The organism is Geothrix sp. (assembly GCF_020622065.1).
Taxonomy (GTDB): domain Bacteria; phylum Acidobacteriota; class Holophagae; order Holophagales; family Holophagaceae; genus Geothrix.
Window position 1 is genome coordinate 90264 of the sequence record NZ_JAHRYQ010000002.1, and the last position, 16115, is coordinate 106378.

Sequence of the window (16115 nt, forward strand, 5' to 3'; positions counted from 1 at the left end):
TCCCGGAGCTAGATGAAAGGAACTGCATTGAACCTTCGATCTGCATGGCTCGTCTCGGCGCTGATGGCGTCGCTCATGGCGGAAACGCCTGCCCGCCCGGAGGCCCGGCCCATCCTCGGCGTGGATCCCGCTCACATCCACGCGGCTGCCTCCCCCTGCAAGGACTTCTACGCCTATGCCAACGGCGCCTTCGACAAGGTGGCGATCCCCGGCGAGTACGCCTCCTACGGCGTGAACCAGGAGATCGATGAACGGAACTTCGCGATCCTGAAGGGCATCCTCGAAGCCTCCGCCCGGACCGGCGGTCCCAAGGGCAGCATTCCCCAGCGCGTGGGCGACTTCTACGCCTCGGGCATGGACGAGGCCCTCATCGAGAAGGCGGGCCTCGCCCCCCTGGCACCCCTGTTCACCGCGATCCAGGCCGTGAAGACGCCCCAGGACCTCGTGGCTGAAATGGGCCGGCTCCACGCCCTCGGCATCCACGCCGGGTTCAGTTTCGGCGTCCAGGTCGACGACAAGGACAGCAGCGCCATGATCGCCAGCTTCTGGCAGGGCGGTCTCGGGTTGCCCGAGCGCGACTACTACCTGCGCCCGGGGAAGGAGGCCGAGGCCATCCGCCAGGCCTATGAAGGCCATGTGGCCCGGATCTTCACGCTGGCCGGGGACAGCGCCGAGGCCGCCCGCGCCGCGGCCCGCACGGTCATGGCCCTGGAGACGAAGCTGGCCCAGGCCTCCCGCACCCTCGTCGCGCTGCGGGATCCTCAGGCCAACTACCACAAGCTGGCCCGCAAGGACCTCGCTGCCACGGCCCCCCTGGACTGGAACGCCTATTTCGCCACCGTGGCCCTTCCCGCCGGGGAGACCCATGTGCTGGTGGGCCAGCCCGAGTTCTTCAAGGCCCTGGGCGGCCTCCTCGGTTCCGAGCCGATGGGGACCTGGCAGGTCTACCTCCGCTGGCATGTCCTGCGGAGCGCCTCGCCCTTCCTGGGCTCCGCCTTCGTCACGGAGAACTTCGCCTTCTATGGGAAGACCCTCTCGGGCACCACCGAGCTGCGCCCCCGCTGGAAGCGCGTCCTCGCCGCCGCCGATCGCGCCCTGGGCGAAGACCTCGGCCAGCTCTTCGTGAAGACCGCCTTCAGCCCGGCCGCCAAGGACCGCGCGCTCCAGATGGTCCACTTCCACAAAGAGGCCATGCGGGCCCGCATCCTGGCCGCCGACTGGATGGTCGAAGCCACCAAGGCCGAGGCCCTCAAGAAGCTCGACACCATGCGCAGCAAGGTCGGCTATCCCGACCGCTGGCGCGACTACGGCAGCCTCCAGGTCTCGCGCCGGCCCTATGTCCTGAATGTCCAGACCGCGGCCGTCTTTGATTTCCAGCGCCGCATGGCCAAGCTCGGCAAGCCGGTGGACCGGAACGAGTGGCACATGACGCCGCAGACCAACAACGCCTACTACGACCCCAGCCAGAACGAGATGTGCTTCCCGGCCGGCATCCTCCAGCCTCCCTTCTTCGACGAGAAGGCCGATGACGCCTCCAACTACGGCGCCCTGGCCTCCACCATCGGCCACGAGCTGACCCACGGCTTCGACGATCAGGGCCGGCAGTACGACTGGCAAGGCAACCTGAAGGACTGGTGGACCGCCGAAGACGCCAAGCGCTTCGAGGTCCGCGCCAACCACATCGTGAAGCAGTACGATGCCTTCGAGGTGCTGCCGGGCCTGCACATCAACGGCAAGCTCACCCTCGGGGAGAACATCGCCGACATCGGCGGGCTGCGCGTGTCCTACGAGGCCTTCAAGCTGGCCACCAAGGGCAAGGCTCTGAAGTCGGTGGACGGCTTCACGCCGGACCAGCGGTTCTTCATCGCCTTCGCCCAGGGCTGGCGCACCAACCAGCGCACCGAGCAGCTCAAGCTGCAGGTGACCACGGATGTGCATTCGCCCGTGAAGTGGCGCGTACTGGGACCCGTGGCGGATTTCCCCGAGTTCCGCCAGGCCTTCCAGTGCGGGGCCGCCCCCGCCGGCCAGGCCGCCACGGCCATCTGGTGAGGCGGGGATGAAACCCCTCCTCGTCGGCCTCGCGATCCTGGCCAGCCCCGGTCTCGCCGCCCAGGACAATCCTGACGGCAACCGCATGGGCATCGGCCTGGCCGCGGTGGCGCCGGTCGGAACCTGGGGCTCCTCCTTCGCCATCGGCTTCCAGGCCGGGCTCCAGATCCACTTCAACCGGGAGAGCCGGCACCTGGGCCGCCTCCGCATCGACTACCTGCAGTCCGACACGAGCCATCCCGTCCAGGTCGGGGTCTGGGGAATCTGGAACGGCACCGCCTATGTCCCCACCCCCCAACTGGCTGACAGCCGGATGGAGGGCTATTCCGTGGCCTACGAGTGGATGCCCCACCTGGAAGGCCACAGCCGCAGCGGCCTGTATGGCATCTTCGGCATGGGCGGTACGCTGTGGAATGAAACCCGGCGGAACATCACCACCTACCCCGGCACCTACACCGACTCCGATCTGGGCTTCACCCTCAGCGCCGGCGCGGGCTGGAGATTCAATTCCCATGCCGCCCTGGAGGCCCGGTTCGTGAACACCGATCTCTCCTTCAACGGCCACCACCGCTACGGCTCGACCCGCTCCTACCTGGCCTTCGGCACCAGCCTCCGCTTCTGAACCCCTCTTCCACAAGGATCCCCATGCGCATCCGTCCCTTGGTCCTCCTCGCCACCCTCCTGGCCGCCGGTGCGGCCCTGGAGGCCTGCACCAACCTGCTCGTGACCAAGGGCGCGAGCAAGGATGGCTCGACCATGATCACCTACGCCGCCGACAGCCACACGCTCTACGGCGAGCTCTACTTCAAGCGCGGCGGCCGGCACCTGCCCGGCGAGAAGCGGGACATCCGCGAGTGGGACAGCGGCTACACCTTCGACACGGGCAAGCTGCTGGGCCAGATCCCCGAAGCGCCCGTGACCTACACCCGCGTCGGGAACATGAACGAGCACCAGCTCACCATCGCCGAGACCACCTTCGGGGGCCGGAAGGACCTCGCGGGCCCCAGCGGCATCATCGATTACGGCAGCCTCATCTACATCGCCCTGGAACGCGCCAAGACCGCCCGCGAAGCCATCGAGGTCATGACGAAGCTGACGGAGGAGTTCGGCTACGCCAGCACCGGCGAGAGCTTCTCCATCGCCGACCCCAACGAGGTGTGGATCCTCGAGATGATCGGCAAGGGGAAGGGCCAGAAGGGCTCGCTGTGGGTCGCCTACAAGCTGCCCGACGGCACCATCAGCGCCCACGCCAACCAGGCCCGCATCCGCCAGTTCCCCCAGAACGACCCGAAGACCGCGATCTACAGCAAGGATCTGATCCCCTTCGCCCGCGAGAAGGGCTGGTTCAAGGGCGAAGACAAGAGCTTCAGCTTCGCCGACACCTACGCGCCCCTGACCTTCGGCGCCCTCCGCGGCTGCGAGGCCCGGGTCTGGAGCATCTTCAACCGGGCCGCCAAGAGCCAGAAGATCCCCATGGACTTCGTGAAGGCTGAAAAGGGCGCCAAGCCCATGCCGCTCTACATCAAGCCCGACCAGAAGCTCGATGTGCGCGATGCCATGGAGCTCATGCGCGACCACTACGAAGGCACCGACTTCGACATGACCAAGGACTTCGGCGCCGGCCCCTACAAGCTGCCCTACCGCTGGCGGCCCATGGGCTTCAAGATCGACGGCCAGGACTATGTCCACGAGCGGGCCATCAGCACTCAGCAGACCGGCTTCTCCTTCGTGAGCCAGGCCCGCTCCTGGATGCCTGATCCCGTGGGTGGCGTCCTCTGGTTCGGCGTCGACGACACCTACACCACGGTCTATGTGCCCATCTCCTGCGGCATCAAGGAAACACCCAAGGCCTTCGCCATCGGCACCGGCAACTTCGATGCCTTCAACTGGGACAGCGCCTACTGGACTTTCAACTTCGTCTCCAACTACACCTACACCCGCTGGAGCGACATGATCGTGGATGTCCAGAAGGTGCAGCGCGAGTTCGAGGGCCGCTACCTGGCCGACCAGGCCGAGGTGGACCGCACCGCCCTGGAGCTCTACAAGCAGAACCCCGGGGCCGCCCGCGAATACCTCACCCAGTACGCCGCCAAGGAGACCGAGCAGCTCATGGCCCGTTGGAAGAAGCTGGGCGAATTCCTCATCTGGAAGTACATGGACGGGAATGTCCGCAACGAGAAGGGCGAGGTCACCCACCCCAAGGCCCCTGAGGATTGGCTGCGCTGCATCGTCAAGGACCACGGCGAGGTCATCAAGGTGAAGAAGGTCGAGGGCCTGGCACTCGACGAGGAGTAACCCAGGGTTGGAACCCTGCCCTTTTCGGTAGGAAGGCCCCGCGCTGCGGGGCCTTCCTACTTGTGACGCCCGCCGTTCCTGACCCCATGGGATGATGTGCGGTTCCCCGAGGTCTTCCATGCGTCATCCGGATCCGCATTCGTACTACGATTCCGCCCAGCCCAGGGCCCGGCGCCTGCGCCTGAAGCTGGGTGTGGACTTTGCCGCCAAGCGCATCGATGGTGAAGTGGTGCTGGAGTTCGGCAGCCCGGTCTCGGGCACCCTCGACCTCGACACCAAGGGCCTGGAGATCCGTTCCGTGCAGGTGCCGGGTCACGGCCCCATCCCCTGGGAGCTGGGCGAGGCGGACGCCATCCTGGGCCAGCGGCTGCGCCTGGAGGTGCCGGCAGCCACACTGGAGGTCGCCATCAGCTACCGGACGGGCGCCGAGGCCATGGCCCTCCAGTGGCTGGACCCCGAGCAGACCGAAGGGAAGGTCGCACCCTACCTCTTCAGCCAGTGCCAGCAGATCCACGCCCGCACCATGGTTCCCTGCCAGGACACGCCCATCGCCCGCGTGGCCTATCTCGCGGAAGTGACCGTGCCCGAGGGGCTCACTGCCGTGATGTCGGCAGGCCCCGCCGGGGATGAGGCGCTCGGCGATGGCCGTCATGTCTACCGCTTCACCATGCCCCAGCCCATCCCCTCGTACCTGCTGGCCCTGGCCGTGGGACGCCTGGAATCGCGGGATCTCAGCCCCCGCGCCCGGGTGTGGGCCGAACCCGAGACGGTGGCCGCCGCAGCCTGGGAATTCGCCGGTGTGGAAGACATGATCGTGAAAGCGGAAGGCCTCTTCGGTCCCTACCCGTGGGATCGCTACGACATGCTCGTCCTGCCCCCCTCCTTCCCCTACGGCGGCATGGAGAACCCGCGCATGACCTTCCTCACGCCCACCCTGCTGGCGGGCGACCGCAGCCTGGTGGATGTGGTGGCCCACGAACTGGCCCACAGCTGGACCGGCAACCTCGTCACCAACGCCAGCATGGAGCACTTCTGGCTGAACGAGGGCTTCACCGTGTGGGCGGAGCGCCGCATCCTCCGCATTCTCCACGGCGACGACGCCGCCGCCCTGGGCTGGGCCATGGGGCAGAAGGCCCTGGAGGACAGCCTCGACCGCTTCAAGAACGAGCCCCAGCTCACCGTGTTGCGCATGCACCTGGAAGGCATCGATCCCGATGACGCCTTCTCCAGCATCCCCTACGAGAAGGGGGCGCGCCTGGTGGCGGCCCTGGAGCGGGAGGTTGGCGAAGAGCGGTTCCTGCACTTCATCCGCGACTACATGGACTCGTTCCGCTTCACCTCCATCACCACGGAGCAGTTCTGCGCCTTCGTGGAGGCGAAACTCCCGGGGGCCCTTGCCGCCGTGGATGCCCGTGCCTACCTGGATCAGCCTGGTTTGCCTGCCACCGCCCCCGAGTTCCGCAGCGTACAGCTGGATACCCTCACGGTGCTGGCCGAGAGCTGGATCGAGGGGGGTCGCCCCAGCGCTCACCAGATCGCCTCGTGGAAGCCCGCGGAGTTGCAGGTCTACCTCCAGAAGCTGCCGCGCCAGCTCACCCAGGCGGATTGCGCCTGGCTGGACGAGCACTTCAAGCTCATGGGCCGGGGCAACCACGAGATCCTGGTGGAGTGGCTGACGCTGGCCGCTGCCGCTGACTACGAACCGGCCTTCGCACGCATCCGCGAAGTACTGATGCGGGTGGGACGCATGAAGTACCTCCGGCCGCTCTATGGCGCCCTGGGCCAGCATCCGCGCACCCGCACCCTGGCCCGCGAGATCTTCGCTGCCGCCAGTCCCGGCTACCACGGCCTGTCGCGCCGCGTGGTGGCATCCGTCCTCGAAGCCTATCCCGCCTAGCGCCCAGGAGCCTTCATGTCCCACGGATCCGAATCCCAGGAGATCAAGGGCCTGCCCGCGAATGCGCGGCGGGCGCTGGAGCCCGGCGAGAGCTACATCCCCCTGGTGCCCCAGGACGGCATGCCCGAGACCACACCTCGCGCCATCACCATGGGCCTCATCTTCTGCGCGATCTTCAGCATGGCGGCGGCCTACCTGGCCCTGAAGCTGGGCCAGGGCATCGAGGCCGCCATCCCCATCGCCATCCTGGCCGTGGGCCTGAGCCGCTTCTTCCCGCGCAAGAACACGATCCTCGAGAATGTCATCGTCCAGAGCATCGGCGCCAACAGCAGCCATGTGGTGAGCGGCGCGGCTTTCACCATCCCCGCCCTCTACATCCTGGCCCAGACGCCCGGCAGCGGCGTGCCCACGCCCACGCTGTGGCAGGTGGTGCTGGTGAGCTTCCTGGGCGGCTGCATCGGCATCCTGTTCCTCGTGCCCCTGCGCCACCACTTCATGGTCGAGAACCACGGCATCTTCCCCTGGCCCGAAGCCACCGCCACCGCCGAGATCCTGGTGACGGGCGAGAAGGCCGGCAACCAGGCCAAGGAACTGGCCGTGGCCGCGGGCATCGGCGCCGCCTATGACGGCATCACCTCGATCTTCCGCGGCATGGGTGAGTACCTGCGCCTGGAGCATGTCTGGGTGGGTCGGGCGCTCCGGGACAGGTTCATGTCCTTCAACTTCCTGAACAGCGCGGCGACGCTCGGCATCGGCTACATCATCGGCCTGAAGTATTCCGCCGTGATCGCAGCCGGCTCGTTCTTCAGCATGTTCGTGCTGGTGCCCCTCTTCCACGCCATCGGCCAGTATGTGCCCCTGGTCGTGGCACCCGGTACCAAGCTCATCGCCGACATGACCCCGGAACAGGTCTTCTTCTCCTACATCCGCATCGTGGGCGTGGGCGCCATCGCGGGCGCGGGGGTCATGGGTGTACTGGCCTCCATGCCCAACATGATCCGCAGCATCATCAGCAACATGAAAGCCCTCATGAACCGCGACGCCGCGGCGGAGTCCCCCAAGACGGCCGTCCGCACGGAACGCAGCATCGCGGGCTCCATGGTCGCCGTGGGCCTCGTCACCGCCATGGTGGGCACCATGGCTTTCCTCAGCTTCGGCCTAGGCATCAAGCAGGCCCTGATGCCCGCCCTCACGGCCACCCTCGTGGTGATGGTCATCTCCTTCTTCTTCGCTCCGGTGGCCGCCCGCGCCATCGCCACCATCGGCACCAACCCCATCAGCGGCATGACCATGCTCACCCTCGTCATCACCGGCGTGCTGATGCTGAAGCTGAACTTCACCGGCGGCTACGGGATGTTCCTCACCATGATGGTGGGCGGCATCGTCTGCACGGCCCTGGCGGCCTCAGGCGCCTTCAGCACCGACCTGAAGATCGGCCACTGGATCGGCGCCACGCCCGCCCGCCAGATCGCCTGGAAGTTCGTGGGCACCTTCGTGGCAGCGCTCTTCACCGGCATCGCCATGTGGCTCATGGCCAAGCAGGTGAACCTGGACGGCACCATGGCGCTGGGCACCTCCATCCCCGCGCCCCAGGCCAGCGCCATGAAGGCCATCCTCGAAGGCATCTTCGGCACCGTGTCCATGCCCCTGCGCTGGTACGCCTTCGGCCTCGGCGTCATGCTCTCCATCGTGCTGCGCATGGTGGAGCTGCCCGCCCTGGGCTTCGCGCTGGGCATGTACCTGCCCATCGAGCTGAACACGCCCCTCTTCCTGGGCGGCCTGCTGGCCCACTGGGTGAACCGGCCGATGTCTTCTAAAGATGGGGCCGGCACCAGCGAGGCCGACGCCAAAGCCCGCGAGAACCGCGGCGTGCTCATCGCCAGCGGCCTCATGGCCGGCGGCGCCATCATGGGCGTGGTGGCCAGCTTCATCAAGCTCAAGTGGACCGAGGGCTTCCCCCTCCTCACCGCCCACCAGGCCGAAGGCGCCCTCGGCGAATGGCTCGGCCTCACCGCCCTGGTGGCCCTCTGCCTCTATGTCGTCGTCTACAGCCGGCGGGCCAAGGGCGAGGCGTAAGCATTGCTTTACTGATCCACCCCAAAGACACCAACGCACGAAGCCAAAGCGACTCCGGCTTTCTTCCTGTTCTCGTGTCTTCGGGGTGGATCTTTCGCTAGGCTCGGAGGCTCTCAAGCAGTTCCGGCGCCACGCCCCGCGTCCCCACGACCATGTTCCCGGTCTCGAACCACCCCTGCCCGCCATCCCAGTCGGTGATGACACCGCCGGCCTCCTGCACCAGCAGCGCGCCCGCGGCGAGGTCCCAGGGCTTGAGGCCCAGCTCGAAGTAGCCGTCGAAGATGCCGCAGGCCACATGGGCCAAGTCCAGGGCGGCGCTGCCGGCCCGGCGGATGCCCTTGGCCCGCGGAAACACGCGGCCCAGCGCCGCGTTGAACCTCGGCCAGCGGTCGCCCAGCTGGAAGGCGAAGCCGGTGGCCAGGAAGGCCCCGTCCAGACCCGCCTGTTGCGAGACGCGCATGGGCTTCCCGTTCCAGGTGGCACCCTGGCCCCGCACGGCCAGGAAGCAGTCCTCGCGCAGGGGGTCCAGCACGCAGCCCACCACGGGGCCCTCGGCATCCCACAGGGCCACGGAGACGCACCAGTGGGGGAAACCCTGGACGAAGTTCAGGGTGCCGTCCAGGGGATCGACAATCCAGCGAGGCTCCACGAGGGGACCGCTCGGCCCTTCGCCTCCGCGCACCTCGGGCGGGGTGAACCCGCCCTCCTCGCCAAGAAACCCGTACCCCGGGAAGCGGGTGTACAACTCGGCACGGATGGCGGCCTCGGCATCGCGGTCCGCGGCGCTCACCACATCGTTCTTGGTCTTCTCGGTGATGGTGGCGGGATCGAGCCGACGAAAGAAACCGAGCAGGATCTTACCGCCGGCCTGGGCCGCGGCCACGCAGGCATCCCGTTGCGCTTCATGCATGATCAGGCCCCCGGGCCTGATTGTGTCATGGCGGCTTCGGCGCGGCGCTTCAGGGCCCGGATCATCCCCGGGAACACGAACAGGTGGAAGGGCAGGACGGAATACCAGTAGAGGAGGCCCAGGAGGCCGTGGGGCTCGAAGAATGCGGTCTGCTCCAGCCGGGAGCCGCTCCCTTCGGCCCGCACGGTGAACTGCAGCCAGGCACGCCCATCCAGCCTCATTTCGGACCGGAGGCGCAGCAGGCGCTCCGGCTCCAGCGCTTCCACGCGCCAGAAGTCCACGGGATCACCGACGCGGAGGTCCCGCGGGTGGCGCCGTCCCCGGCGCATCCCCAGGCCGCCCACCGCGCGATCCAGGAATCCTCGGATCTGCCAGAGCCAGTTCCCTGCGGGCCAGCCGTTCTCGCCCCCCAGCGCGCAGAAAGCCTGGAACACGGCCCGGGGAGGGGCCTTGACATGGCGGTGGTGGCGCTCGAGGAACATGCCCTCGTGAGAGCCGAGGACCTGCTCCTCCTGCTCGCGGGAGAGGCTCGTGGCCCAGGTGGTCTCCACCGCATCCTCATCCAGACGCTGCAGGGCCAGGGCCAAGGCCTCGCGGTAGGCCATGGGCCGCACCCGGAAGACCTCCAGGGCCCGGGGATCGCGGACCACCACCTCGGTGGTCATCCCTTCGATCAGGGGTTTGACCAGCTCCAGGGGGATGGGCGTGACCATGTCCACCCACAGGGCGGACAGGATCGGCAGCGGCACGCGCATGGGAAGGATGAGCCGGCGCAGGCCGCGGATCTCGGCATAGCCCAGCATCATCCGCCGGTAGTCGAGGACATCCTGGCCACCGATCTCGAAGACGCCCTCCACCTCGGGGTGTTCGAGCGCTTCCGTAAGGTAGCCCAGCACATCGCGCACGCCGATGGGTTGGCAGCGGGTGTTCACCCAGCGCGGGGTGATCATGATGGGCAGCCGCTCCGTCAGGTGGCGGATCATCTCGAAGCTGACGCTGCCGCTGCCCACGATCACCGCGGCCCGGAATTCCAGCACCGGCACGCCCGAGGAACCCAGGGCGGCCCCCACCTCCTGGCGGCTGGCCAGGTGATCGCTGCGGTGGCGGGTGGGATCCCCCAGGCCCCCAAGGTAGATGATCCGGCGCACCCCGGCCTTCGCGCAGGCGGCGGCGAAAGTGAGGGCCTGCCGCAGATCCCTCCCCCGGAAATCGGGGCTGTCTTCGGCCATGGCGTGGACCAGGTAGTAGACCTGGGACACTCCCTGCAGCGCAGCCTCGAGGGATGCCGGGTCGGACACATCGCCCTTGACCAGTTCCACGCCCGGCCAGGGGCGGCCCGCCAGCCGCTCGGGATTGCGGGCGAGGCACCGGATCCGGCGGCCCGCCGCCAGGAGCCGGGGCACCAGGCGGCCCCCGATGTAGCCCGTGGCGCCGGTCACCAGGATGAGCGGCTTCCCCGGGTCCATCCGATTGGCGCCTTCGGGCCGCGGCGAAGTCATGCGGGCACCAGATCCGCGAAGACAAAGCCGTCGCGCACCACCACTTCACCCCCCCGGACGGCCACCGGGTGGCGGAACATCGGCCCATCCCAGGCGAAGGTGTGGAACTCCCCCCGCTCGCCGCAGGGGTCCACCGTCGGGGGGAGGTCCGCCAGCAATGAAGCATCAAAGGCCCGGCCCGCGAAAGACGCGGCCAGCGCGCGGGGATCCACGCAGACCAGGGTGGCCTTCAACCCGGCAGCCACCATGTCGGCGGCGACGCCGGTCGTGTCGGGATTCCAGATGGGAAAGAGGGGGCTGAGCCCCGTCCCCGCCAGCTTCTGGATGCGATAGTCGCGGACATCCTCCAGGAACAGGTCCCCGAAGGCCATGGCCTCGACCCCGGTCTCCACCGCCCGGGCACAGACCTGGGCCATGCGGGCCTCATAGGCCTCGTTGGAGCAGGGCCAGGGGAGCGGCACCTTCCACAAGGGCAGACCTGCGGCCTCCGCCTGGGCCTCCAGCAGGGCCTCCCGGACCCCATGCATGGCCACGCGGTCGAACGCCTCATTGGTGGTGGTGAGCAGCCCCACCACCTCCACCTCGCTCGATTGCCGGAGGACATGCAGGGCCCAGGCGGCATCCTTGCCGCTGGACCAGCTCAAGAGGGCCTTGGTCCGCGTCGTCCGTGTCATGGGATCTCCGATCCCAGTATGTCTCTCGAAATTCCTGACGGATTTGGTAAACTTTATAGGGAGCCCTCCATGCCCAAAGTCATCAACATCGAACCCACCCCCAATCCCGACGCCCTGAAATTCCTGGTGCATCCGGCCATCCTCAAGGCAGGATCCCGGTCCTTCAAGGATTTCGGCGCCGCCGTGGGTGACCCGCTGGGCTCCAGCCTCTTCGGGCTGGGCAAGGTGACCTCTGTCTTCTACATGGACCGCTTCGTCACCGTGAACAAGGAGGCCTCGGCGGAGTGGAGCGACCTTATCGATCCCATCTGCGAGGCCATCGAGGATCTCAAGCTGCCGGAGGACGCCACCGGCGATGTGGCCGCCCAGCCCGGAGGCGATGCCGACGCGACCCTGGAGCGCATCAACCAGCTGCTGGACACCCGCATCCGCCCCGGGCTCGCGGGGGATGGCGGCGGCCTGGAGGTGATCTCCTTCGACGGCCAGACCCTCCAGATCAGCTACCACGGGGCCTGCGGCTCCTGCCCGTCTTCCACCAGCGGCACCCTGCGCTACATCGAGGGACTGCTCCAGGAGGAGATCAGTCCCAGCCTCCGCGTCGTCAGCTGGTAAGTTCCCCCCTGCCCTTGCACCCCGCGAAAAGCCCGCCACCCTAGGGGGGACGACTGGAGATGAGCGTGAGCCCAGCGAAGGTGGCCAAGCGACGCAGCGCCAAGGCAGATCACCTCGCCGCGCTGGCGGATCTCCTGAATGCCAGCCGGGCCGACCCAGTCCACCTCTTCGAGCACGGCTTGGCCCTCCTGGTGGATCGCCTTGGCGTGGACCGGGCCATGCTCACGCGCGTCACCGCCCTGGGCTACGAGGTGTTCTGGTGGGCCATGGGGAACGGGGCCACCATGGCCGGCGTATTCGAGGCACCCGAACAGGGGTTCTGCCCTTGGGTCATGGCCCATCCGGACCGGCCCCTCACCATCCGCGATGCGGCCTCCGAGGTCCGATGGCGCAAGAGCCCCGCCTGGACCGCCCTCGGCATCCGGGCCTACGCCGGCGTGGCCCTGAAGATCGGCGATCAGGCCGTGGGAACCCTGTGCGTGCAGCATCACGCGACCCGGGCCTTTGACCACGGCGAGGTCGCCTTGATTCGCGCCATGGGCGATCTCATGGCCCGTACGCTGGAATCGGAGAACCTGAAGCAGGAGCTCCGGTCCGCCCTCGAAGCCCTGGAGTTGAGCAGCGCCATCGTGGAGGACAGCGCACTCCAGAGCCCGCGGTCCGGCCTTCCGAATCGCCACTACCTCGACATCTGGCGACGGGCCTCGCTCTTCATGGCCCGGCGTCGTCAGGAACCCATGGCCCTCGCCCTCTGGTCCCAACCCATGGTCGCGGGCACCAAGGGCCGTCTGGGCGCGGCCGTAGCCCATCTGCGGGGCGAAGATCTCATCATCGAGCTGTCCGCCGACCAGTATCTCCTGCTCATGCCGCACACCACCGAAGCCGGCGCAGAGGTGCTGTTGGAGCGGCTTCACGAGACGCTCGGCCGCCACCCCACCGGCGCCACGCTCTGGCTTCCCGACGGGAAGGACATGACCTTGAAGTCCGCTTTGACGCGCGTGGGTAAAGCCTTTACGGACGCCTGCCGCGAGGGTTCACCGCTGGTCTGGATTCGTCCCAAGGGATGACCCGCAACCTGCTCGCTGGCCCGTTCCGCGGGTCCATGGGAAGATGAAAGGCTCTGGTACGGCCGGTGAAACCCGGCCCCATGGAGGTGGATGTTGGAAACCCCGACCCTGGTGAAAGCGGCCCTGAACGCGATGGACGGGCAGACGGCCCCCAGCCGCGAGGATCTCTGCCACTGGTACGAACTGATGCACCTCGGGCGCCTGCTGGACGGCAAGGCGCCCAACTATCTGAAGCAGGCCATCGGCTGGTCGTACCACGCGCCCTGCGCGGGCCACGACGGCATCCAGCTGGCCGCGGGCCTGGCCTTCCGGCCGGGCCGCGACTTCCTCTTCCCCTACTATCGCGACCTGATGACCTGCCTCGCCGCGGGCCTCACGCCCGAAGAGATCATCCTCAACGGCATCTCCAAGGCCACCGATCCGGCCAGCGGCGGCCGCCACATGAGCAACCACTTCGCGAAGCCCTCCATCGGCATCCAGAATGTGTCCAGCCTCACCGGCAACCACACCCAGCATGCCGTGGGCCTGGCCCGCGCCGTGAAGACCTACGGCCGCGACAGCGTGGTGTTCTGCAGCCAGGGCGAGTCCTCCCTGTCCGAGGGCTACTGTTCCGAGAGCATCAACGGGGCGGACCGCGAGAAGCTGCCCGTGATCTTCGTGATCCAGGACAACGGCTACGGCATCTCCGTGCCCAAGCGCGACCAGAGCGCCAACGAGTACATCTGCGACAACTTCAGCGGCTTCCCGAACCTGAAGATCATCAAGTGCGATGGGCTCGACTTCCTCGACTCCACGCGCGCCATGGGCGAGGCCCTGGCCCATGTCCGCGCCGGCCACGGCCCCGCAATGGTCTACGCCATGTGCGTCCGCATCGGCAGCCACTCCAACTCGGATCGCCACGAACTCTACCGCGACGAGGCCGAACTGGCGGAGGCCAAGGCGAAGGATCCCCTGCCCCGCTTCCGCGCCTATTGCCTGGACAAGGGCCTCAGCGAAGCTGAACTCGTCGCCATCGAGACCGAGAACCAGGCCCGCTACCTGGCCGCCCACGACAAGGCCATGGCCGCGCCCAGCCCGGATCCCGCCAGCATCTACGATTTCGTGATTCCCGAAGGCTGGGTTTCCGCCCAGTACCCCGACGGCACCCACCAGGCCACCGGCGACACCCTCAGCGTGATCGCGGCCCTGAACCAGACCCTGAAGGAGGAGTTCCGCCACAACCCGGACACCTTCATCTGGGGCCAGGACATGGCCAACAAGGACAAGGGCGGCATCTTCAATGTGTCGAAGGGCATGCAGCCCGAATTCGGCGAGAAGCGCGTGTTCAACGCCCCCATCGCCGAGGACTTCATCATCGGCACGGCCAACGGCTTCTCGCGCCTCGACGACAAGATCCGCGTGGTGGTCGAGGGCGCCGAGTTCGCCGACTACATCTGGCCCGGGGCAGAGCAGATCGTGGAATGCAGCCACGACTATTGGCGCAGCAATGGCCAGTTCGCGCCCAACATCACCATCCGCCTGGCTTCCGGCGGCTACATCGGCGGCGGCCTCTACCACTCACAGAATGTCGAGGGCTGGCTCACCACCCTGCCCGGCATCCGCGTGGTGGTGCCCGCCTTCGCCGACGATGCTGCGGGCCTGCTCCGCACCGCCATGCGCAGCCGGGGGACGACGCTCTACCTCGAACCGAAATTCCTCTACAACGCCAAGATGGCCCATGCCGTGGTGCCGCCGGACTTCGCCGTGCCCTTCGGCAAGGCCCGCGTCCGCCGCGAAGGCGCCGATCTCACCATCCTCGCCTACGGCACACCCGTCCACTTCGCCCTGGAGGCCGCCGCCAAGCTGGAGAAGGAGGGCAGGTCCGCGGAAGTGATCGACCTCCGCAGCCTCAGCCCCCTGGACACGCCGGCCATCATCAAGTCGGTCAAGAAGACGCACCGCGTGCTCATCGCCCACGAGGACAAGGTCTTCGGCGGTTTCGGCGGCGAGCTGGCGGCCATCTGCGCCTCCGAGTGCTTCCCCTGGCTGGATGCCCCGGTCGAGCGCGTGGGTTCGGAGTTCACCCCCGTGGGCTTCAACCGGATCCTCGAGCGCGCCGTCCTGCCCAATGCCGACAAGGTGCTGGCGGCGGCCCGCAAGGTCCTTTCGTTCTAGGAGTCTCCATGCAGTTCGGTCCCTGGGATGTCCAGATCGTCAGCGGCGGCACCTTCCGGCTGGATGGCGGTGCCATGTTCGGCACGGTGCCGAAGGTCGTCTGGAACAAGCTCTACCCGGCCGACGAGGAGAACCAGATCCTCATGGCCACCAACTGCCTGCTGATCCGCGGCGAGGTGGACGGGAGGAAGCACATCATCCTCGTGGACAACGGCAACGGCGACAAGGAGACCGACGACTTCATGGCCCGCTTCAAGTTCGAGGGCCGGGGCGTGCTGGATGCGAACCTCGCGAAACATGGCGTGAAGCCCGCGGACATCACCCTCTGCATCCTGACCCACCTTCACTTCGACCACGCAGGCGGCAGCACGCGCTTCGATGCGGCCGGCGGACTCGTCCCCAGTTTTCCCAACGCCCGCCATGTGGTGCAGGCGAAGGATCTCGCCGATGCGAAACACCCCCACCTGCGGGTGAAGGCCAGCTACCTGCCCCAGAACTGGGAACCCCTGGAGGCTGCGGACCTTCTCGACACCGTGGACGGCGCCGCCGAGATCCTCCCCGGCATCTCCGTGCGCCCCGCCCCCGGCCACATCGAAGGCCTGCAGAATGTGGTGATCGAGGGCGGTGGCCAGCGGCTGGTCTACCTGGCCGACCTCATCCCCACCGCCCGTCACATCCAGCCCGCCTGGGTCATGGGCTATGACCTGGATGTCGTCACCTGCGTGAACGAGCGCCAGAAGCTGCTTCAGGAAGTCGCAGGCACGGGCACCGTCTGCATCTTCGAGCACGATCCCGACTTCCCCGCCGGCACCGTCAGCCGCGATGCGAAGGGGAAGTACGCCGTGACGCCGGTGGCCCTTTAGCGGCCGGTCACCGGACTCG

At 67.5% G+C, this 16115-nt stretch carries 12 protein-coding genes; 9 read left to right on the forward strand and 3 right to left on the reverse strand.

Features of this window, described 5'->3' with window-relative positions:
• Positions 1 to 75: 75 nt before the first annotated feature.
• The 5 genes from QZ647_RS09935 to QZ647_RS09955 all read left to right on the forward strand — a co-directional run bounded on the left by QZ647_RS09935 (position 76) and on the right by QZ647_RS09955 (position 8317).
• Positions 76 to 2049: a M13 family metallopeptidase gene (locus QZ647_RS09935; protein ID WP_291272015.1), complete on the forward strand. Its 1974-nt coding sequence runs from the start codon at positions 76 to 78 to the stop codon at positions 2047 to 2049.
• A gap of 7 nt (positions 2050 to 2056) precedes the next feature.
• Positions 2057 to 2671, forward strand: coding sequence for an outer membrane beta-barrel protein (locus QZ647_RS09940; RefSeq protein ID WP_291272016.1), 615 nt, complete (start codon positions 2057 to 2059; stop codon positions 2669 to 2671).
• A gap of 23 nt (positions 2672 to 2694) precedes the next feature.
• Entirely contained in the window at positions 2695 to 4344 is a 1650-nt protein-coding gene (locus tag QZ647_RS09945; RefSeq protein WP_291272017.1) for a C69 family dipeptidase, read from the forward strand.
• Between the two features lie 118 nt (positions 4345 to 4462).
• Positions 4463 to 6241 carry a M1 family metallopeptidase gene (locus QZ647_RS09950; RefSeq protein ID WP_291272018.1) on the forward strand — a complete coding sequence of 593 codons (1779 nt, stop codon included), beginning with the start codon at positions 4463 to 4465 and terminating at the stop codon, positions 6239 to 6241.
• A 15-nt stretch (positions 6242 to 6256) separates the two neighbouring features.
• Positions 6257 to 8317, forward strand: coding sequence for an oligopeptide transporter, OPT family (locus tag QZ647_RS09955; RefSeq protein ID WP_291272019.1), 2061 nt, complete (start codon positions 6257 to 6259; stop codon positions 8315 to 8317).
• Between the two features lie 97 nt (positions 8318 to 8414).
• Here the strand turns inward: QZ647_RS09955 and QZ647_RS09960 are convergent, their stop codons facing one another.
• The 3 genes from QZ647_RS09960 to QZ647_RS09970 are packed head-to-tail and all read right to left on the reverse strand — an operon-like array spanning position 8415 to position 11400.
• The gene (locus tag QZ647_RS09960; protein WP_291272020.1) at positions 8415 to 9227 is read right to left on the reverse strand and encodes an inositol monophosphatase family protein; all 813 of its coding nucleotides are present in this window, start codon (positions 9225 to 9227) and stop codon (positions 8415 to 8417) included.
• Positions 9228 to 9229: 2 nt separating this feature from the next.
• Entirely contained in the window at positions 9230 to 10726 is a 1497-nt protein-coding gene (locus QZ647_RS09965; RefSeq protein ID WP_291272021.1) for an SDR family oxidoreductase, read from the reverse strand.
• The gene (locus QZ647_RS09970) at positions 10723 to 11400 is read right to left on the reverse strand and encodes a hypothetical protein (protein WP_291272022.1); all 678 of its coding nucleotides are present in this window, start codon (positions 11398 to 11400) and stop codon (positions 10723 to 10725) included. Before QZ647_RS09970 ends, QZ647_RS09965 begins: the two co-directional genes overlap by 4 nt.
• 69 nt (positions 11401 to 11469) lie before the next feature.
• On the opposite strand from QZ647_RS09970, the gene QZ647_RS09975 reads away from it, so the two are divergent.
• The 4 genes from QZ647_RS09975 (at position 11470) to QZ647_RS09990 (ending at position 16096) form a co-directional block, all read left to right on the forward strand.
• Entirely contained in the window at positions 11470 to 12012 is a 543-nt protein-coding gene (locus QZ647_RS09975) for a NifU family protein (RefSeq protein WP_291272023.1), read from the forward strand.
• A gap of 65 nt (positions 12013 to 12077) precedes the next feature.
• Positions 12078 to 13079, forward strand: a complete 1002-nt coding sequence (locus QZ647_RS09980; protein ID WP_291272024.1) for a GAF domain-containing protein — start codon at positions 12078 to 12080, stop codon at positions 13077 to 13079.
• Between the two features lie 132 nt (positions 13080 to 13211).
• On the forward strand, positions 13212 to 15233 hold the full coding sequence (locus tag QZ647_RS09985; protein WP_366526180.1) for a thiamine pyrophosphate-dependent enzyme: 2022 nt from the start codon (positions 13212 to 13214) through the stop codon (positions 15231 to 15233).
• Between the two features lie 8 nt (positions 15234 to 15241).
• Positions 15242 to 16096: an MBL fold metallo-hydrolase gene (locus tag QZ647_RS09990; RefSeq protein ID WP_291272026.1), complete on the forward strand. Its 855-nt coding sequence runs from the start codon at positions 15242 to 15244 to the stop codon at positions 16094 to 16096.
• Positions 16097 to 16115: the final 19 nt, after the last annotated feature.